Origin of the sequence: Nonomuraea sp. NPDC049625 (genome assembly GCF_040675285.1) — a bacterium.
Lineage (GTDB): Bacteria > Actinomycetota > Actinomycetes > Streptosporangiales > Streptosporangiaceae > Nonomuraea > Nonomuraea angiospora_A.
Map to the genome: position 1 here is coordinate 44,479 of NZ_JBFAOQ010000026.1, position 21,101 is coordinate 65,579.

10 protein-coding genes are annotated in these 21,101 nt (G+C 71.9%); 2 read left to right on the plus strand and 8 right to left on the minus strand.

Features of this window, described 5'->3' with window-relative positions; translation table 11 throughout:
- Positions 1-10 precede the first annotated feature (10 nt).
- Together AB0J87_RS58055 and AB0J87_RS58060 are read left to right on the plus strand one after the other, a co-directional pair.
- On the plus strand, positions 11-6,544 hold the full coding sequence (locus AB0J87_RS58055) for an amino acid adenylation domain-containing protein (RefSeq protein WP_363983658.1): 6,534 nt from the start codon (positions 11-13) through the stop codon (positions 6,542-6,544).
- On the plus strand, positions 6,541-7,992 hold the full coding sequence (locus AB0J87_RS58060; protein ID WP_363983660.1) for an amino acid adenylation domain-containing protein: 1,452 nt from the start codon (positions 6,541-6,543) through the stop codon (positions 7,990-7,992). Before AB0J87_RS58055 ends, AB0J87_RS58060 begins: the two co-directional genes overlap by 4 nt.
- Here the strand turns inward: AB0J87_RS58060 and AB0J87_RS58065 are convergent.
- From AB0J87_RS58065 to kdpB, 8 genes are all read right to left on the minus strand, one after another.
- Positions 7,989-10,307, minus strand: a complete 2,319-nt coding sequence (locus AB0J87_RS58065) for a lantibiotic dehydratase (protein WP_363983662.1) — start codon at positions 10,305-10,307, stop codon at positions 7,989-7,991. The two genes, AB0J87_RS58060 and AB0J87_RS58065, sit on opposite strands and share 4 nt — an antisense overlap.
- 5 nt (positions 10,308-10,312) lie before the next feature.
- Positions 10,313-13,543, minus strand: a complete 3,231-nt coding sequence (locus AB0J87_RS58070) for a condensation domain-containing protein (RefSeq protein ID WP_363983664.1) — start codon at positions 13,541-13,543, stop codon at positions 10,313-10,315.
- A 79-nt stretch (positions 13,544-13,622) separates the two neighbouring features.
- Positions 13,623-14,480 (minus strand): ABC transporter ATP-binding protein, encoded by an 858-nt coding sequence (locus tag AB0J87_RS58075; RefSeq protein WP_363983666.1) that lies wholly within the window; start codon positions 14,478-14,480, stop codon positions 13,623-13,625.
- Positions 14,477-14,893 (minus strand): GntR family transcriptional regulator, encoded by a 417-nt coding sequence (locus tag AB0J87_RS58080; RefSeq protein WP_363983668.1) that lies wholly within the window; start codon positions 14,891-14,893, stop codon positions 14,477-14,479. The genes AB0J87_RS58075 and AB0J87_RS58080 overlap by 4 nt, the downstream gene beginning before the upstream one ends.
- 73 nt (positions 14,894-14,966) lie before the next feature.
- Complete coding sequence (locus tag AB0J87_RS58085) at positions 14,967-15,635, minus strand: response regulator (RefSeq protein WP_363983670.1); 669 nt, start codon at positions 15,633-15,635, stop codon at positions 14,967-14,969.
- A complete protein-coding gene (locus AB0J87_RS58090; RefSeq protein ID WP_363983672.1) occupies positions 15,632-18,172 on the minus strand; it encodes a DUF4118 domain-containing protein in 2,541 nt (846 codons plus the stop codon). Before AB0J87_RS58090 ends, AB0J87_RS58085 begins: the two co-directional genes overlap by 4 nt.
- A complete protein-coding gene (locus tag AB0J87_RS58095; protein WP_363983674.1) occupies positions 18,169-19,005 on the minus strand; it encodes a potassium-transporting ATPase subunit C in 837 nt (278 codons plus the stop codon). The genes AB0J87_RS58090 and AB0J87_RS58095 overlap by 4 nt, the downstream gene beginning before the upstream one ends.
- Positions 19,005-21,101, minus strand: coding sequence for a potassium-transporting ATPase subunit KdpB (kdpB, locus tag AB0J87_RS58100; RefSeq protein ID WP_363983676.1), 2,097 nt, complete (start codon positions 21,099-21,101; stop codon positions 19,005-19,007). The genes AB0J87_RS58095 and kdpB overlap by 1 nt, the downstream gene beginning before the upstream one ends.

The following is a 21,101-nucleotide window of genomic DNA, read 5'->3' on the forward strand; positions in this document are numbered from 1 at the left end:
AAGAGGGCCAGTGACCAGAGGAGACTTCCCCAACGTTCGCACGGTCGCCGAGGTGGAGACGCTGGCGTGGCTGCTCCGGTGGCGGGCTGTCCGCCGGCCCGAGCAGGTCGGTCACGTCTTCCTCGCCGAAGACGGTGCCGAAACCCCCCTCACCTACGGCGAGCTGGACCTCCGGGCCCGCGCGATCGCGGTCCGGCTGCGGCGGGCGGGCCTGGCCGAGGGTGATCGGGCGCTGCTGCTCTACCCGCCCGGCGCGGACTTCCTCGCGGCGTTCTTCGGCTGCCTGTACGCCGGTGTGGTCGCCGTCCCCACGTTCCCTCCCGACCCGCTCCGGCTGGACCGCACGCTGCCGCGGCTGCTGGCCACCGTCACGGACGCCGACCCTCGCGCGGCGCTCACCGTCACTCCGCTGCTGCCCCTGGCCGGCAGCCTGCCCGGGCAGCCGGCCTGGATCGCCACCGACGCACCTGCCTCGGACGCCGCCGAATGGCGGCCGCCCGAGGCGACCGCTTCCTCCACCGCCGTGCTGCAGTACACCTCCGGCTCCACCGCCGAGCCCAAAGGCGTGATCCTCTCCCACGGCAACCTGCTGCACAACTCCCGGCTCATCCACGAGTTCTTCGGCACCACCGAGGACAGCCGCGGCATGAGCTGGCTGCCTCCCTACCACGACATGGGCCTGATCGGCGGTCTCCTCCAGCCGCTCTACGCGGGCTTCCCCGTCTGGCTCATGTCTCCCCTCGACTTCCTGCGGCGGCCGCTGAGCTGGCTGGAGACGCTGTCGCGGGTGGGTGTGACGGTCAGCGGCGGCCCCAACTTCGCCTACGACCTGTGCGTGCGCAAGACCACGGCGAGCGAGCGGGACCGCCTGGACCTCAGCTCATGGCGGGTCGCCTTCAACGGCGCCGAACCCGTCCGCCGCGCCACCCTCGAACGCTTCGCCGACGCCTTCGCACCCGCCGGTTTCTCCAAGGAGTCCTTCTTCCCCTGTTACGGCCTCGCCGAGGCCACGCTCATCGTCACCGGCGGCTTCGCCTCCACCGTGGACGACTCCGTGGACGACTCCGTGGACGACCGGGTCAGCAGCGGCCGAAGCGCACCCGACCAGAGCGTCGAGATCGTCGACCCCGGCACCTGCCGCCCCTGCCCGCCCGGTCAGGTCGGCGAGATCTGGGTACGCGGCCCCAGCGTGGCAGGAGGCTACTGGGGCCGTCCCGACCTGAGCCGCGAGGTCTTCCAGGCGAAGCTCGCCGCTGGTTCGGGCTACCTCCGGAGCGGCGACCTCGGCTTCCTGCGCGACGGCGAGCTCGTGGTCACCGGCCGGATCAAGGACCTGATCATCATCCGGGGCCGCAACCACTACCCCCAGGACCTCGAGGCCACCGCCGAGCGGGCCCACCCCGCCGTGCGTCCCGGCGGGGTCGCCGCCTTCCTCGTCGAGGACCGGCTCACTCTGGTGTACGAGCTCGCCAGGGACGCCGGTGACGTGGACATCGCCGCCGTCTCCCGCTCGATCCGCCACCGGGTCGCGGAGGAGCACGGGGTGAGCGCCGTCCTGGTCGTGGCCATCCCCGCCGGCGCTCTGCCCAAGACCACCAGCGGCAAGGTACGGCGTGACGCCTGCCGTCAGCGACTGCTGGCAGGAGACCTGCCCGAGATCGGCAGGAGCGAAAGCGACCCCGACGCGATGGACGTGTCCGCCGCCGGTCTCACCCGGGAGGCGCTGCTCGCCATGCCCGGCGACCGGCGTGCCGGGGCCGTCCAGGACTACCTGCGCGCCCGGCTCGCCGCCCTCTGCGCCGTGCCCGCCGACGACCTGACGCCGGACCTGCCGCTGCTGGCCGCCGGGCTGGACTCGCTGGGCGCGCAGCAGCTCCAGCAGGACGTGGAGACCGAGCTGGGGTTGCGCCTGCCTCTCGCCGACATCCTCAGCGGCGCCGCGCTGTCCGAGGTCGCCACCCGGATCGCCGCGTCCGCGGACGTCGAGGCCGTACCGGACCCGCACACCACGGCACCGGCGGTGCCTGAGACGACGACGCGGCTCACCCCCGGCCAGCGCACCCTGTGGTTCCTGCAGCAGCTGGCACCGGAGAGCACCGCGCACACCACGGTGGCGGCGTTCCGGCTGAGCGGCCCGCTCGACCCGCTCGCGCTGCGGGCGGCCTTCGACGCGCTCGTGTCCCGGCACGACGCGCTGCGGGCGGCCTTCACCGGCAAGGACGGCGAGCCCGTACGGGTGACCCGGCCGAACCTGCCGGGAGCCTTCGAGCACGTCGAGGTGGACGGGCTCGACGACGAGGCGCTGCGGGCGCGGCTGGCCGAGGACGCCCACCGGCCGTTCGACCTCGCCTCCGGCCCGCTCGTGCGACTGCGCCTGTACCGGCGCGCGAGCGACGAGCACGTGGTCCTGGTGACGGCGCACCATATCGTGACGGACTTCTGGTCGACGATGATCCTCGGCCGTGAGCTCGCGGCGCTGTACACGGAACGGGCGGGCGGCCCGCCCGCCGAGCTCGCACCGCCCGGCGCGAACGTCACGGACGTGCTCGCGTGGCAGGACGCGCTGCTCTCCGGCCCGGCCGGACGTGAGCTGGATCGCTACTGGAGCCGGCGGATCGGCGAAGGCGCTCCTCCGCTGGAGCTCGCGTCGTGGAACGCGGACAACGCATCGGATCGCGGTCAGGCCCGGCATTTCAGGATCGACAGCGCGCTGATCGGCAGGCTGAAGCGATGCGCGGCGGAAGAAGGCGTCACGCTGAACGTGCTGCTGCTCGCCGGTTTCCAGGCACTGCTGCACCGGCTGACGGGCCAGGACGACATCGTGGTCGGCACGCCGGTGGCCGCCCGCACCGGACCGGGTTTCGCGGAGATCGTCGGCTACCTCATGAACCCGGTGCCGATCAGAAGCCGCGCCGACGGACGGCTCACCTTCCGGCACCTGCTGAAGGAGACCAGAAGCCAGGTCATCGGCGCGATTGAGCACCAGAGCCTGCCCAGCGCCCTCCTGGCCGAGCGGCACGCGCGCCGCGGGTTGTTCCAGACGATGTTCGTGTTCAACCAGCCGAACGCCGCCGACCTGGCGCGCTTCCCCGCGGTGCTGCTCGGCCACGCGGGGGTGCGCAGAGCCTTCGGCGGCGGTCTGGTGGCCGAGTCGCTGCCGGTCGAACCCCGGGAGAGCGCGTTCGACGTGGAGGTGTCGCTGTCCGAGATCGACGGCGAGGTCCGCGGCCTGCTCCGATACCGGACCAGCGTGTTCGACGGCCCGGGAGCGGAGCGGTTCGCGGAGACCTTCCTGACGCTGCTGGAGGCCGCCGCCGGCGATCCGGAGACCCGGCTCGGCACGCTGCTGCCCGCGACGGGGGCCGAGCGCGTGCGGGTCCTGCGGGAGTGGAACGCCACGGATCGCGCCGTGGACACGAGCACGACCGTGGCGGAGCTGTTCGAACGGCAGGCCGCCCGGACACCGGACGCGACGGCCGTCGTGGCGGGCGGCGAGCGGGTCTCCTATCGGGAGCTGGACGAGCGCGCCAACCAGCTCGCGCACCTGCTCGGCGAGAGGGGGGTCAGCCCGGGAACACGGGTGGGGATATATCTGGACAAGGGCCCGGCCATGGTCGAGGCGCTGCTCGCGGTCGTCAAGGCGGGAGCGACCTATGTCCCGCTCGATCCCCTCAACCCCCCGGAGCGGGTCGCCACCGCCTTCGCCGACGCCTCCGTGACGGGCGTGCTGAGCGAGCGTGCCCTGAGAGACAAGCTGCCGGAAGCTCCGGTGATCCTGCTCGACGCGGACCGGCCGGAGATCCGGCGGCAGGCGACGACGCCGCCACGGATGAAGCCCTCCGACACGGCATACGTGATCTACACCTCAGGCTCGACGGGGACGCCGAAGGGGGTGGCGGTCCCGCACGCGGCCCTGACCAATCACACGCTGCACGCCGCCGGGATGTACGGGATCGGCCCGGCCGACCGGATCCTCCAGTTCGCCTCGATCGGGTTCGACGCCAGCGCCGAGGAGATCTACCCCGCCCTGGCTCAGGGCGCCTGCCTGGTCCTGCGCACGGACCGCATGCTGGCCGACCCGGCCGGGTTCCTGCGGGCCTGCGCGGCGGAGGCGGTGACCGTGCTCGATCTGCCGACCGCGTTCTGGCACGACCTGGTGGGAGCGCTGGAGGACGGCCAAGCCGTACTGCCGGAAACCCTGAGGCTCGTCATCATCGGTGGCGAGCGCGCTCTGCCGGACCGGGTCGCGGCCTGGCGGGAACGGGCCGGCGACCGGGTGCGGCTGGTCAACACCTACGGGCCCACGGAGGCCACGATCGTGGCCACGTCCGGCGAGCTGACGGGCGCCGCGGCCCCCATCGGCCGTCCGATCGCGAACACCCGCGCCTACGTGCTCGACGAGGCGTGCCGGCCGGTGCGGGCCGGAGTGGTGGGTGAGCTGTATCTGGGTGGCATCGGGCTGGCCCACGGCTATCTCCATCGGCCGGCGCTGACGGCGGAGAGGTTCGTGGCCGACCCGTTCGGCCCCGCGGGCGGGCGGCTGTACCGGACGGGCGACCTGGTCAGGCACCTGCCGGACGGCTCGCTGGCGTTCGTGGCCCGCGCCGACCGCCAGATCAAGCTGAACGGCTACCGCGTCGAGCTCGGCGAGATCGAGTCGGCGCTGCGCCGCCTGCCCGGCGTCGCCGACGCGGCGGTGACCCTGCGAGAGCACCTGATCGCCTACGTGACGCCTGCCCTGCCCGCCGAGGAACTGCGCGCGTCTCTGCGCGCCGTCCTCCCCGGGTACATGGTCCCGGCCCACTACGTCCCCTTGGCCGCGCTGCCCCGGACCGTCAACGGCAAGATCGACTACGCCGGGCTGCCCATGGCCGATCCCGCCCCCGTGCGGGAGGGCCCGGCCGAGCCGCCGCGGACGCCGGAGGAGCGCGCGCTGGCGGAGATCTGGCGCGAGGTGCTGGGAGTGCCGGAGGTGGGGCGGCACGACGACTTCTTCGCGCTCGGCGGCCACTCGCTGCAGGCCACCAAGGTGCTGGCCCGCGTGGCCGACACCCTCGGGCTGGACCTGCCGTTGCGCGCGGTCTTCGAGTCGCCCACGCTCGCCGCCCTCGCGGCCCGCCTTCCCGGTGCCGCGCCCACCCGGTCCGGGCCGGTGCCGCCCGCCCCGCGGGACCAGCCGCTGCCCCTGTCGTTCGTCCAGGAACGCATCTGGTTCCTGCAGCAGGTCGAGCCGGACAGCACCAATTACAACGTCCCCCGGGCCATGCGCCTGTACGGCAAGGTGAACCTGGAGACGGTCACCCGGGCGCTGGCCGACCTGGAGGTCAGGCACGAGATCCTCCGCACGACCTTCCCCGACTTCGACGGCGAGCCGGTGCAGCACGTGCACGAGCCACGCGGCATCCCGGTGACCACGCTCGACCGGACCGGGCTGCCCGAGCACGAGCGCGACGCCTGGATCCGCGACTACATCCTGGCCGCGGGACAGGAGCCGTTCGACCTGGCGGAGGGCCCGCTGCTTCGCGTGTCCCTGGTCCGGCTGGCGGCCGAGGAGTACGTGCTGGTCGTCGTGGAGCACCACATGATCCACGACGGGTGGGCACAAGGGGTGTTCCTGCGCGACTTCCTGGAGCTGTACGAGGCGCACGCCACCGGCCGCGAGCCACGTCTGCCCGAGCTGCCCGTCCAGTACGCCGACTTCGCGCACTGGCAGCGCCGCGCGATCGCGGGGGAGCGGCTGACGACCCTGCTGGACTTCTGGCGCCGCCGGCTCGACGGCGCGCCGCCCCTGCTGCGACTCACCACCGACCGGCCCAGGCCCGCCGAGCCGACGTTGCGCGGTGGTGAGGAGGTCCTGGTCATCGAGGACGGCCTCGCGCGGCGACTGCGCGAGCTCGGGCGGGACCACGACGCCACCCTGTTCATGACCATGTTCGCGGTGTTCGCGATGCTGTTGTACGGCGACAGCCGCCAGCAGGACATCGTCATCGGCAGCGGGATCGCCAACCGGCAGCGGGCCGAGCTGGAGAACCTGCTCGGCATGATGATCAACACCGTTCTGCTGCGGGTGGACCTGTCCGGGAAACCGGCCTTCCCGGAACTGCTGGAGCGGGTCCGTGACACCTGCCTGGAGGCGTACGCACACCAGGACATGCCGTTCGAGAAGCTCGTCCAGCACCTGCGACCGGCGCGGAGCCTGAGCCACACGCCGTTGTTCCAGGTGATGTTCAGCTTCCTCGACACGCCGATGCCGAGACTGCGGCTGCCCGACGTGCGCTTGGAGGTGCTGAACGCGCACAACCGCTCGGCCAAGTTCGACCTGAACGCGGTGATCATCCCGCATGCCGAGGACCGCTTCCAGGACGCGGGCTCCGGGCCGCGTGAGGAGACGATCACGGTGTTGCTGGAGTACAGCACGGATCTGTTCGACGCGGCGACCGTGCGCGGGATGCTGGATCGCTACCTCACGCTGCTGCGCGCGGTCGTCGCGCGGCCGGGGATGTCGGTGGCGGAGCTGGTGACGGGTGACGGGGTGCTCCTGTGAACGACTCGCTTCCCGCGTTGTTCGCGGAGGTGTGCGCGCGGCAGCCGTACCGGATCGCGGTCGTCTGCGGTGCGGAGCGCCTGACCTACGCGGAGCTGGACGCCGCGGCCCGGGGGCTCGCCGCCGAGCTCGTACGCCGGGGTGTGCGGCGCGGTGAGCTGGTGGGGCTGCGGGTGAGCCGGTCGGCCGACGTTCCGGTGGCGGTGCTCGGGATCATGCTGGCGGGCGCGGCGTATGTGCCGCTCGATCCGCGGTATCCGGCCGAGCGGCTGCGGCTCATGGTGGACGAATCCGGGATTCGGCACACGGTGGGCGGCGACGTGCCGGTCTGGGGCCACGAGCCGGCACCGGCGGACGGGCTGCCCGCGCTGACCCCCGGCGACCTTGCCTACGTGATCTACACCTCCGGCTCCACCGGGCGGCCGAAGGGCTGCGTGCTCACCCACGCGAACGTGCTGAGCCTGCTCGACGCCGCGCTGCCGCTGTTCGACGTCGGGGCCGACGACCGGTGGACGCTGTTCCACTCGATCAACTTCGACTTCTCGGTGTGGGAGCTGTGGGGGGCGCTGGCCACCGGCGCGACCCTGGTGATCGTGGACGCCGAGACCTCCGTGGACCCGGTGGAGTTCCTGGAGCTGCTGATCCGGGAGGGGGTGAGCGTGCTCAACCAGGTGCCGCCGGTGTTCCGCGTGCTGGTGGAGACGCACGCCGACGCGGGGCGGCCGCCGCTGCCGCTGCGCTATGTGATCTTCGGCGGGGACGCCGTGGACCTGGACGTCACCGCCGCCTTCCTGGACGCGCTGCCCGAGGACGGCAGACCGGTCGTGGTCAACATGTACGGGATCACCGAGACCACCGTGCATGTCACCTTCAAGGAGCTCGACCAGACGGCGTTGCGGGGTCCCGACCGCTCGCCGATCGGCCGTTCGCTCCCGCATCTGGACGTCGTGCTCCGCGACGCGTACGGCGTGGCGGTGCCGGACGGCGAGGCCGGCGAGATGTGGGTGTCCGGCGGCGGGGTCGGCGTGGGGTACCTGGGCCGTGACGACCTGACGGCCGAGCGGTTCGTCGTCGCGGACGGCGTTCGCTGGTACCGGTCGGGGGATCTGGCCCGCCGTACAGGTGACGGCGAGTTGCAGTACCTCGGGCGGGCCGACCGGCAGGTGAAGCTGCGCGGGCTGCGCGTCGAGCTCGGGGAGATCGAGACGGTGTTGCGCGGGTGCACGGGGGTCCGGGACGCGGTGGTGCGGTTGGTCGCCGATCGCACGCTCGGGGATCTCCTGATCGCCTATGTGGTGGCGGGCGACGGCTATGACCCCAAGCTGGTGCGGGACGAGTGCGGGACGGTGTTGCCCGCCTACATGGTGCCCGCCCGGTACGAGACCCTGCCGGCGATTCCGCTGTCCACCACCGGCAAGGTCGACCGGGCTGCCCTGCCGTACCCCTAAGGGCGCTTCATCGCGACGATGCGCAGCTCGGCGGTGTAACGGGCGCCGCGGGCGTCGCGCAGCCACAGGCGGTCGATGTCCGGCAGCATCTCCGAGATCGTGACCGTACCGGACCCGGTTTCGGCGCTGCGGCGGATGGACTTGCCGAGCAGGTTCACCAGCGACAGGCTCCTGAAGTCCACGGCCATCGGCTTGCGCTCGGTCGGCACCCGGACGAAGCCGCGTTCCGGCAGGCCATGCTGAGCGCGCCAGCGTCGTCCCTGCACGTAACGCCGCCGCTCGTCCTTGACGAAGGCCCAGGCCACGTCGGCGGCCGGGAACGTCCACGCCTCGCGGTTGACGACCAGCCGGTCGACGGTGATGCGCGGGCTGTGCGCCGCGCCGCCGAACGGCTTGAACGCGTCGACGACCAGCGAGCTGAACAGGTCGCCCGCGGCCTCCGTGAACGTGTGCTCGCGGCCGTGCCCGGAGCGATGCCGCACGACGAGGTCGTCCCCGCGCCGCTCCACCACCAGGTCCAGCACGGAGACCAGCGGAGACTCCGGTGGCGGCTCGAACGACTCGGCGCCGATGCACAGGTAGGTGTAGCCGGACAGCATCATCTCGTCGGCGCGCGACATCCGCGTGGTGGCCAGCGGCGAGTCGGCGCGCGGGACGACCACCACGCGCTCGTCCAGGCCGCTGGCGACGGCGGCCTCGTGCAGGCGGCGCGGGTCCGGGTGCTGGTTGACGAACACCTTGTTCTCCAGCGTGTTGGCCGAGCAGTGCAGCTCGCCGAGCACGAAGTCCACGTCGCCGCGGGCCAGCGCGTCCTCGTCGGCGGTGAGGAGCATGAGGTCCGGCGAGAACCAGTGCGCGGCGCTCCAGCGCGGCACGCCCGTGGCGAACTCGGCCGCCACCCGGCCGGCGAGCTCCCCGGCGGTGAACCGGAGCTCCCGCGTCGAGCCGAACTCCTCCGGCGGCAGCTCGATCACCCGCAGCCAGCGCCGCCGGAACTCCTCCACGACCTCGTCCACGATCTCCGACCCCGGCGTCAGCGTGAGCCTGCCCAGCTCCGGCATGACCGAGGTCAGCAGTTGCAGCAGCGGCATCGTGGCAGAGCCCGTGCGGGCCGTCTCGCGGTCGAACGACTCGCGCGCCCGCGCCTCGTAGCGCTCGGCGACAGCATCGGTCAGCCACCTCGCGCTGTCCAGCATCAGTCCGAGCGGCGCGGCCAGCGCGTCGGTCACCCTCCGTCCCAGCCGCACGTCGAGGTCGCGGACGGTGTCCTCATAGACGAGGGTACGGCCGGCGTACACGCCACCGGAGCGGCGGGTGGCCTGCCGGCCGGTGATCCGCTCGAACGTCTCGGCCAGCTCACCCTGCGCCGTCATGAGCCGCTCCGCGTCCCCCGCCGCGGCCGACACGGCGTCACGCGCGCCGACCAGCTCGTCCAGCGAGGACCGGGCGCGGGCGCGTACCGCGGCGTCGGCGATCAGGTCGATGCGCTCGGCCAGCTCCCGCTCGGGCCAGGTGACCAGCTTGCCGTTCAGGTCGACGCGCACCGCGCCGAGCTCGCACAGCCGTAGCAGGACGGCGACGATCGCCGGATCCGGCGGGTCGCCCGCGAGGTCGCGCACGGTGCGGCGGCCGTCGCAGCGTCCGAGGACACGCAGCTCGGCGGCCCGCAGCGGGACCGGTTTGCGGAACGGCAGCCGCAGCACGCCTCCGGTGAGCGTCGCCGCCGCGTCCGTCGTGGGACGCAGCCAGGGCCACACCTCGGGACGCGCCGCGAGCGTCTCCGCCACGGCGTCGATAGCCCAGCCCTCGAAGTAGGCGGTGCGCCGGGACAGCAACCCGGGCCCCGGAGTCATTTCCAGGCCGGTGTCATCCGCGCCGATCCGGGCCCAGCCGAGCGGGCCGAAAAAGCCGACGGTGTCGTTCTTGAGGGAGTAGCGCTGCAGGTATGTCGTGATGGTGAGCTCGTGGCGGCGGCCCTCGCGGTGCGAGCGCGGCTCACCCGCGGCCACCTTGTCCAGGCAGACGCGGACGACCTGCGGGTTCTGCCAGGCCACCGCCTCGCGGAACAGGGGATCGGTGGACGCCCGGCGCATCACGGCGGTCAGCCGGTCGGTCGCGGCGGCCCAGACCTTCTCCCACTGCTGCTGGGTGGCCGGAGCGCGCTCATCCAGGTGGTCCGCCGCGGCGGCCAGCTCGGCGTCGCACAGCTCGGCGAACCACGCGGCCGGCAACCCCGTGCTGCGCAGCGCGCATTCGCGCCACAGCATCCAGCCCGTCGCGCCCAGCGGCGTGTGGTGCTCGGTTTCCTGGGTCATCGTCCTCAAGCTCCCGGTCCTGCCGACTCGATCTCGTTCAGCAGCGCTTCGAGGTCGTCGGCGCCGTACAGCTCTCCCTGAGCGCGGACGATCAACTGGGCCAGGCTCTCCACCGTCGGCGAGCCGAAGACGTCCCGCAGCGACAGCTCGATGCCGAACGTGTCACGGATGCGCGAGGCGAGCTGGGTGGCCAGCAGTGAGAAGCCGCTCAGCTCGAAGAACGTGTCGTGGACGCCGACCCGCTCCACGCTGAGCAGCTCCTCGAAGATCGCGACGAGACGGTGTTCGATCGGCGTGCTCGGCGGCGCGTAGTCGTCGACCGGGTCTCCGTCGTCGTCGGGGACGGGGAGCGCGTCGAGGTCGTAGTCGCCGTCGCGGGTGCGGGGCAGCTCATCCAGGATGAACAGGTGCTCGGGCATCAAGGCGTCGGACAGCACCGTGAGGAGGTACTGCCGGATCTTGACGGTGCCGAGCGCCGGGTCGGGGCCGGTGAGGTAGCAGACCAGCACGATCCTGCCGTCCGCCGCGACATGCTCGGTCACCAGCGCGTCCCGGATGTCCGGGCCGTCGCGCAGCGCGGCCAGCGTCTCGACGGGATCGGCGTCCGCCCGGCCGACGAACTCCAGCGTGCCGTCGATCCAGCGGCGGGCCAGGTCGCCGAAGTGCTGGGAGCCGGAGCAGAGCTCGGCCACCTCGCCCACGGCGGCGAGCTGATCGCCGGCGTGGCGCAGCTCGGCCCGGTCGTCGGCCGGGCCGCCGCTCAGCGGCACCCGCACGCCTGCGTTCTGCGGCTGCCAGTCGGCCGGGACCGGATAGACGGCGACCGGCCGCCCGTCGCGGCCCACCCGGTAGACGCCGACACCCCGGCATCCGGGCGACAGGCGGCGCAGCGCCACCAGGTCGTGGGAGATCAGGTCGCCGGAGTTCTCCACGAACGCGTGGCGGAGCGCCGGGAGCGTCTCGCGGGCAGCGTCCAGACCGCGCAGGATCGCCGGGGTCAGGTAGGCGACCGTGACCGCGTGTTCCCTCAGCAGGGACAGGTCGCCGCGCTCCGGCAGCAGCAGCGCCGCCCCGGCGCCGAACGCGCTGGACATCGCCGACACCAGGTGACCGGGCAGGGCCGACAACACCGCGAACCGGTCATCCTCCTCCAGCCCGAACCTCCGCACCGCCCAGTCAGCCTCCGGCCGTGCGTCCGGCGGCTCCTGATCCGGCCCCTCTCCGTCTCCGGTCACCCTTTCGCCGTCGTTGCCGGAAATTTCGGCGAAGATCGGGCTCAGATCGACATCCGCCTCGCTCCCCGGGAGCACGTCCACCACCGTGGAAACCCCGAGATACCGTGCCGCGACCGGCCCCGCCTCCTCGATCACGGAGAAGGTCACGCCTGCCTTCCCGCATCCGAGGACCGCCGCCACGAAGGCCGCCGAGGCTCGCCGTACCACCCCGAAGTGCTCCATCTGCGACGCCGCACGCTCCGACACCACGCGAGCCACCCGATCGGCCGCGCGGCTGATCCACCGGTAGCTCCGCTCGCCGTCCCGGTCGATCACCGCGACCCGATCCCGCCCCTGCGCGAACCAGTCCACCGCCAGATGCGGCGCCACGGCAGGCCAGTCACCGGCGGCCGTCTTCCCGGCCGCGTCCGGCGGGTAGTCCAGCAACCCCCGGCCGGGATCCTCCACCACGGCGTGCAGGAACACCCGCAGCTGCTCCATCAACACCCGCATCATCGCCGACCGGTACCGCTCGGCGTTGAACTCGAGGTGGATCTGCAGCGCCTCCCCGACCTCCTGCGCGCTGATCATGAGATCGAACTTGCTGTCCAGCGCGGGCATCTCCATCGGCTCGACCGCGACGCCGGTGATCTCCTCCGCCACCGGACTCCCGATCACGTTGAGCAGCACCTGGAACAGCGGCGTCCGGCCCGGGTCCCGTGGCACCCGCAGCTCCTTCACCAGCACGTCGAACGGCGCGTCGGAGTGCGCGTACCCGTCCAGCGCGACCTGGCGCACCCGGGTCAGCAGGTCCGCGAACGTCGGCTCGCCCGACAGGTCCACCCGGAACGGCAGCGTGTTGACGAAGAACCCGATCAACCGATCGGTGCCCTCGTCCGTACGCCCGGCGACCGGCACGCCGATCACCACGTCCCGCTGCCCGGACCAGCGGCCCAGCGTGGTGGCCAGGCTCGCCAGCAGCACCATGAACGGCGTCACACCGTGCTTGCGGCACAACTCGTGCAGCTCACCGGTCTCCTGCGGCGACAGATCGAACCGCAGCCGCTCACCCCGCGCTCCCCTGGCCGGCGAGAACCGCCGCGCCAGCGGCAATGCCAGCGGCGGTGGCGCGTCGGCCAGATGCTCGCGCCAGTAGCCCACCTCCCGCTGGAGCGCCTCGCCCGCCAGCGCCGCCCGCTGCCACACCGCGTAGTCCCGGTACTGGATCGGCAGCTCGGCCAGCTCCGCCCGTTCCACGTCGCCGCCGGCCTCGTACAACGCCGACAACTCACGCACGAACAGCCCGACCGACCAGGCGTCGGAGACGATGTGGTGCATCGTGACGGCCAGCACGTGCTCGGTGTCGCTCAGCCTGACCAGCAGGCACCGGAACAACGGCCCCCGCGCCAGATCGAACGGAGTGGTCGCCTGCTCGTCCGCCAGCCGGCGCGCCTCGTCGAGATCGGCGCCCTCGACGACCTCCAGCCTCCAGTCGGCGCCGAGATCGTCCACCACCTGGACCGGCCGCCCGTCCACGGTCGGAAAGCGGGTACGCAACGTCTCGTGCCGGACCAGGATCGCGCGGATGCTCGCCTCCATCGCCGCCACGTCGAGCGGCCCCACCAGCCGCCGCCGTCCGTGCACGTTGTAGGCGGTACCGGGCCGGAGCTGGTTCTCCAGCCACAACCGCTCCTGGTCGAACGACAGCACCGGCTCGGCCTCGGCCGTACGCGGCTCGACGGCGGAACCCTCCGACGACGAGCGCGCGGCCACCACCGCCGCCAGCCCGGCCACGGTGGGGGCGGCGAAGAACTCCTTCACCGAGACCCGCACACCCAGGATCTTCCTGATCCGCGCCACCACCTTGGGCGCCAGCAGCGAGTGCCCGCCCAGCTCGAAGAAGTCGTCGAACACGCTCAGGTGCGGAGAGCCGAGGATGTCGCGCCAGATGTCCGCGACAACCTCCTCATAGGGGGTACGCGGGGCCATGCGCCGGCTCGGAGCCCAGGAAGGGTGTGCCATAGCCGAACCGTACGTGTCGCCCCCGGGCGTCCGGATGTCACACAAAAGGGGGATCGCAGCAGCCCGGCCCGTCCGGGCGCTACCCCCGGATCACGTGCTCCGGGCCGGGCAGCGCCGCCGACTCGGGGCTGCGCAGATATCCCATGACGAGATCGGCCAACCCGGCCCGCCGCGCCTGCCCGCTCGGGTCGGGGGCGGGCTCGCCCCTGACGAGGAGCTCGGCCTGCCTCCCGGCACGGCTCGCGCTCACGACCGCGGCCCCGGCTGCCATCGGCCCGGCCGGCTCGGTGGACCCGGTGAGGACGTAATGGCCGGCCAGTAACTCCTCGATGTCGCCGCTCACCTGCACCTGACCGTGGTTCAGCATGACCAGCCAGTCACAGGTCTCCTCGATGTCGGCGACCACGTGCGAGGACAGCAGCACGGTCAGCTCCCGCTCGGCCACCTCCGCCATGATCGAGCGCATCACATCGTGCCTGGCCAGGGGGTCGAGGTTGGCCAGCGGCTCGTCCAGCACGAGAAGGTCGGGCCGCCGGGCCATCGCCAGCGTGATCGCCACCTGCGCCCGCTGCCCGCCTGACAGGACGCCCACCTTCCGATCCAGAGGCACACCCAGCCGGCCGAGCCGGTCACGGGCGGCGCCGTCGTCGAAGCGGGAGTTCACCCGGCGGCCGAAGGCGAGCATCTCGGCGGCGGTGAACCTCTCGGTCAGCGGCCTGTCCTGGGCCACGAACGCCACCTCGCCGTGCACCACGACGCTGCCGCAGGTGGGCTTGAGCATGCCGACGGCGGTGTGCATGAGCGTGGTCTTGCCCGCGCCGTTCGGTCCTACGAGCGCGGCCACGCGCCCGGCCGGGATGGACAACGAGCAGTCACGCAACGCCCAGGAGCGGCGGTACCGCACACCCAGCCCGTTCGTCTCCAGCGCCGGCCTCACGCCGCCCCTTCCTTCGTGCCCTTCCCGGGGCCGCCCTTCTGGGAGTCCGCGAGGACAACGGTGACCAGCGCCCTCAGGTCCTCCTGGTCGAGCCCGGCCTCGCGCGCCTCGCGTACCCACCTCTCCAGGTCGCGCCGCAATCGGGTGTGCGCGACGAGCGTCGCGCCCGTGACGCTCTGCAGCACGAATGTCCCCATGCCCGGCCGTCCTTCGACCAGCCGGTCCCGCTCCAGCTCGCGGTAGGCCTTGAGCACGGTGTTGGGGTTGATGGCCAGGCTCTCGACCACCTCGCGGGCGGTGGGCAGCTGGTCGCCCGGCCGCAGCGTGCCGAGCCTGAGAGCCTGCTTGACCTGGTGGACGAGCTGGAGGTAGGTCGACACTCCCGAGCCGCGGTCGAGATGGAACTCGATCACCGCAACACCCTTTCTCTATTCGATTAGTGAAAGAGTGTTGCAGGGGATCACCTGTTGTCAACTCCGAGCCGCGTCATGGGGTGAAGCGGTAGCCCATGCCCGGCTCGGTGATCAGGTGGACCGGGTGGGCCGGGTCGCGTTCGAACTTCTTGCGCAACTGGGCCATGTACTGGCGCAGGTAGTGGGTCTCCTTGACGTGCTTGCTGCCCCACACCTCCGTCAGCAGGTAGCGCTGGGGGATGAGCTTGCCGGGGTTGCGCAGCAGGATCTCCAGGATGTGCCATTCGGTGGGGGTGAGCCGCTGGCCACCCGAGATGGTCTTGCCGACGAGGTCGACCGTGTGGTCGCCGATCTGGATGCTGGCCAGCTCGGCCTCGTGGATGGCGGCGCGGCGGGAGACGGCCCGGATGCGGGCCAGGAACTCCTCGATGCTGAACGGTTTCGTCACGTAGTCGTCGGCGCCGGCGTCCAGAGCGTCGATCTTGTCCTGGTTCCCGGCCCGGCCGGACAGCACCACGATCGGGATCCGGGTCCAGCCGCGCAGGCCGTGGATGACGTCGACGCCGTCGATGTCGGGCAGGCCGAGGTCGAGCACGACGAGGTCGGGATGCCATTCGGCGGCTTCGCGCAGCGCGGAGGAGCCGTTCTCGGCGACGGCGACCTCGTACTGGCGGGCGGCCAGGTTGATGCGCAGGGCCCGCAGGATCTGCGGTTCGTCGTCGACGACGAGGATCTTGGTCATGCTGTCACCGCCTGGGATGAGATGGGCATCTGGACGGTCATGGTGAGACCTCCCCCTGGTGTCTCCTCCGGTATGAGCGTGCCGCCCATGGCCTCGGTCAGGCCGCGGGAGAGCGCGAGCCCGAGGCCGACGCCCGTGCCGTTGTCGCGGTCGCCGAGCCGCTGGAACGGCTGGAAGACCCGGTCGCGGGCCTCGGGCGGGATGCCGGGGCCGCGGTCGATGACGCGGATCTCCACCTGCTCGTCGTGCCAGCTGGCGGTGATGAGCACCTTCCGGCCGGCGGGACTGTAGCGGACGGCGTTGGTCATCAGGTTGACCAGGACGCGCTCCAGCAGGGCGGGGTCGGCGACGATCTCGGGGAGTTCGATGGAGATGTCGCCCTCGACGCGGTCGCGCAGCGATCCGAGGTCGTCGATAGCGCGGGGCACGACCTCTTCCAGGGCGACGGGCTGGAGCGCCAGGCCGAGCACTCCGGCCTGCAGGCGGCTCATGTCGAGCAGGTTCTCCACCAGCCGGTCGAGGCGGCCCAGCGATTCATGGGCGGTGTCGAGCAGTTCGTCGCGGTCCTGGGGAGACCAGTCGATGTCGGCGCTGCGCAGACTGTCGACGGAGGCCTTGGCGGCGGCCAGCGGGGTGCGCAGGTCGTGGCTGACGGCGGCCAGCAGGGCGGTGCGCATCTTGTCGGCCTCGGCCAGCGGCTTGGCCTGCCCGGCCTCCTCCTCCAGGCGTTCCTGCCGCAGCGCGACGGCGGCTTCGGCGGCGAACGCCTCCAGCACCCGCCGGTCGCTGGCGTCCAGCAGCCGGCCGCGGGCGGCGAGCACGAGCCGGTCGTTGATCTGCACGTCGGTGTCGGCCGCGCCGGGGTTGGTGCACGGGGTCTGGCCGGTGGTGGCGATGATGCGCCAGGCGGCGGGCTCGGACTGGTCGTCCGGGGTGGGCTCGCCGAGGCGTTCGAGCAGGGTGACCGAGTCCAGCCCGAACGTCTCGCGCAGGCGGCCGAGCAGCGACGGCAGCGCCGCCTCACCGCGCAGCACGTGCCCGGCCAGCGTGGACAGCGCCTCGGCGTCCGCGCTCGCGCGGGCGGCCTGTCTGGTACGGCGCGCGGCGAGGTCCACGATCGAGCTGACCGCCGCCGCGACCAGCACGAACACGACCAGCGCGAACAGGTTCTCCGGATCGTTGATGGTGAACTCGCCGAGCGGCGGCGTGAAGTACCAGTTGAGCAGCAGCGATCCTCCGACGGCCGCGGTGACGGCCGGCCACATGCCACCGGCCAGCGCGACCCCGACGGTCAGGCAGAGGAAGAACAGGATCTCGCTGGGCAGCGACAGCACGTCCCTGAACGGCGCGAGCAGGGCCGTGAGCAGCGGCATCCCGGCCACCGCCAGCGCCCAGCCGGTCAGGCGGCGCTTCCTGGTCAACGCGGCCCGCGAGCGTTCGGGACGCCTGCGCCCCTGCTTGACCTCCTCGTGGGTGATCATGTGGACGTCGATGGAGCCGGACAGGGCCGTGGTCTCCACGCCGACGCCCCGGGAGAAGATCTGGGCGAAGCGGCCTCTCCGCGACGCTCCGAGGACGAGCTGGGTGGCGTTGACGCCGCGGGCGAAGTCGAGCAGCGCCTGGGGGATGTCGTCACCGACGACCTGGTGGTAGGTGCCGCCCATGCTCTCGACCAGCGTGCGCTGGCGGGCCAGGTTGGCAGGGTCGCCGCCGGCCAGTCCGTCGGCGCTGGTGACGTGGACGGCCAGCAGGTCGGCGCCCTTGGTGCGGGCGGCGACGCGGGCCGCCCGGCGTACCAGCGTGTCGCCTTCCGGGCCGCCGGTCAGTGCGACCACGACGCGTTCCCGGGTGTCCCAGGTGGTGGCGATGCCGTGCTCGGCGCGGTAGCGGTCGAGCTGGTCGTCGACCTTTCCCGCGACCCAGAGAAGGGCGAGCTCACGGAGGGCCGTGAGGTTGCCGACGCGGAAGTAGTTCGACAGGGCGGCGTCGACCTTCTCTGGCATGTACACGTTGCCGTGCGCCATGCGGCGGCGCAGCGCCTCCGGCGACATGTCGACCAGCTCGACCTGGTCGGCGCGGCGCACCACCTCGTCGGGGACGGTCTCGCGCTGCGGGATTCCGGTGATCTCCTGGACGACGTCGTTGACGGACTCCAGGTGCTGGATGTTCACCGTCGAGATGACGTCGATCCCGGCGTCCAGGATGTCGTCGATGTCCTGCCAGCGCTTGACGTTCCTGGAGCCGGGCACGTTGGTGTGGGCCAGCTCGTCGATCAGCGCGATCTTCGGCTTGCGCTCGATGACGGCGTCCACGTCCAGCTCGGTGAAGGTGGCCCCGCGATAGACCAGCGTCCCGCGCGGGATCACCTCCATGCCCTCCAGGAGGGCCGCGGTGCGGGCGCGGCCGTGGGTCTCGACGAAGCCCACGACCACGTCCCGGCCGCGCTCCATACCGCGACGGCCCTCGCTGAGCATCGCGTACGTCTTGCCGACCCCGGGCGCCGCCCCGAGGTAGACCCGCAGGCGGCCCCGGCTCATGATCGATCCAGCGCCAGGTTGAGTTCGAGGACGTTGACGGCGGGTTCGCCCATGAAGCCGAGCACCCGGCCGGTCGTGTTCTCGTCGATGAGTGCCTTGACCCTGTCCAGGGCCAGGCCGCGTTCCCTGGCCACCCGGGGGGCCTGGAGCTCGGCGTAGGCGACGGAGATGTGCGGGTCCAGGCCCGATCCGCTCGCGGTCACCGCGTCCGCGGGCACCGGCACCCGGCTCACCTCGCCGCGCACGGATACGGTCCGGCCGGCGGCGTAGTCCTCGCCCGGCTTGGCGCACTCCACCTTCAGCCCCTGGTAGGTGGCGACGAAGGGGGCGGCCGGGCAGGCCTGGTTGACGCTGACCGCCCGGTCGGGGAAGACCTTCAGCACCGCGCCGACCCCGTCGGCGGTGCAGTACGGGCGGGCGCCGCTGACGCCCTCCAGCTCGCCGACCGCCTTGGACCGGGCGCACACCCGGGTCAGCAGCGACTGCCTCCCCTCGGCGCCCGGCACCGGCAGCACGTCGACGACGTCCTCGGGACCGAGGTTGCTGGCCCCGGTCGAGGTCGGGTCGTAGCCGTCGCCGGCGGCCGACGGGCGGGACTGGAAGTACTTCTTGACCGCGTTGCCGTCGGCGTCGGTGAAGGACTGGCCTATGATCGCGCTGCCCACGTCCTTGCCGCCGGCCCGCACGATCGAGCCGTTGGCCTTGCCGTTGAACAGCGCCTGCGCGATCCCGGTCGTGGCCAGCGGATAGATCAGGCCGAGCAGCACGGTCAGGACGGCCACGGCCCTGATCGCGGCCAGATGCCGGCGCAGCCAGCTGGGTAGACGGTCCATTACGACATCCCCGGAAGAAACTGGATGAACAGGTCGATGATCTTGATGCCGACGAACGGCGCGACGATGCCGCCCAGGCCGTAGACGTACAGGTTGCGCGAGAGCAGCTTGGAGGCGCTGGAGGGCCGGTACCGGACGCCGCGCAGCGCCAGCGGGATCAGCGCGATGATGACCAGGGCGTTGAACACGACCGCGGACAGGATCGCCGACTGCGGGCTGGCCAGGCGCATGACGTTCAGGGCGTCCAGGCCCGGGTAGACCGCCGCGAACATGGCCGGGATGATCGCGAAGTACTTCGCGATGTCGTTGGCGATGGAGAACGTGGTCAGCGCGCCGCGGGTGATGAGCAGCTGCTTGCCGATCTCGACGATCTCGATCAGCTTGGTCGGGTTGGAGTCGAGGTCGACCATGTTCCCGGCCTCCTTGGCGGCCGAGGTGCCGGTGTTCATCGCCACGCCGACGTCCGACTGGGCCAGTGCGGGGGCGTCGTTGGTGCCGTCGCCGGTCATCGCGACCAGGCGGCCGCCCTGCTGCTCCTTCCTGATCAGGGCGAGCTTGTCCTCGGGGGTGGCCTCGGCCAGGAAGTCGTCCACGCCGGCCTCGTCCGCGATGGCCTTGGCGGTCAGCGGGTTGTCGCCGGTGATCATGACGGTGCGGATGCCCATGCGGCGCATCTCGTCGAAGCGTTCGCGCATGCCCTGCTTGACCACGTCCTTGAGGTGGATGACCCCGAGCACGCGGCCCTTCTCCGCGACGACCAGCGGAGTCCCGCCGGAGCCGGAGATCCCGTCCACGATGTGCCCGACCTCGTCGGTGGGGTGGCCGCCCCGGTCGCGGACCCACTTCATCACCGCGGTCGCCGCACCCTTGCGGACCTGCCGCTCGCCCAGGTTGACCCCGGACATGCGGGTCTGGGCGGTGAACTGCACCCACTCGGCGCCGTGGATCTCCCGCTCGCGCAGGCCGTAGCGCTGCTTGGCGAAGACCACGATCGAGCGGCCCTCGGGGGTCTCGTCGGCCAGGCTGGACAGTTGCGCCGCCTCCGCGAGCTCGGCCTCGGTGACGCCGTTCACGGGGACGAACTCCGACGCCTGCCGGTTGCCCAGGGTGATCGTGCCGGTCTTGTCCAGCAGCAGCGTGGACACGTCCCCGGCGGCCTCCACCGCGCGGCCGCTCATCGCCAGCACGTTGCGCTGGACCAGGCGGTCCATGCCCGCGATGCCGATCGCGGACAGCAGCGCGCCGATCGTGGTCGGGATCAGGCAGACCAGCAGCGAGACCAGCACCACGCCGGTGACGCCGTCGGCGTTCAGCGCGAGCGAGTCCGGCACGCCGGGGTTGGTGAGCTTGGAGTAGATGGCCAGCGGCTGCATGGTGACGGTGGCCACCAGGAAGATGACCGTCAGCGCGGCGAGCAGGATGTTGAGGGCGATCTCGTTCGGCGTCTTCTGCCGGTTCGCCCCCTCGACCAGGGCGATCATGCGGTCGATGAAGCTCTCGCCGGGCTTCTGGGTGATCCGGACGACGATCCGGTCGGACAGCACCTTGGTGCCGCCGGTGACCGCCGAGCGGTCGCCGCCGGACTCGCGGATCACCGGGGCGGACTCGCCGGTGATGGCCGACTCGTCCACCGACGCGATGCCCTCGACCACGTCGCCGTCGCCGGGGATGGTCTCCCCGGCCTCGACGATCACGAAGTCGCCCTGCCGCAGCTCGGGCGCGCCGACCACGTCCCAGTCCGTGGACGTGCGGCTCTTGAGGCGGCGGGCCCGGGTGTCGGTCTTGGCCTTGCGCAACGTGGCCGCCTGCGCCTTGCCGCGCCCCTCGGCGACGGCCTCGGCCAGGTTGGCGAAGACGGCGGTCAGCCAGAGCCAGACCACGATGGCCCAGGCGAAGAACGACGGGTCGAGGATCGCCAGCACGGTGGTGAACGCGGCGCCGACCTCGACGATGAGCATCACCGGGTTGCGCCACAGCGTGGCCGGGTTGAGCTTCTTCAGCGCGTCCGGCAGCGACCTCAGCAGCTGCTTCGGATCGAGCAGACCGCCGCCCACGCGGCCGTTCCGCTCCGCTGTCTTGAGCGCGGGGGATGACAT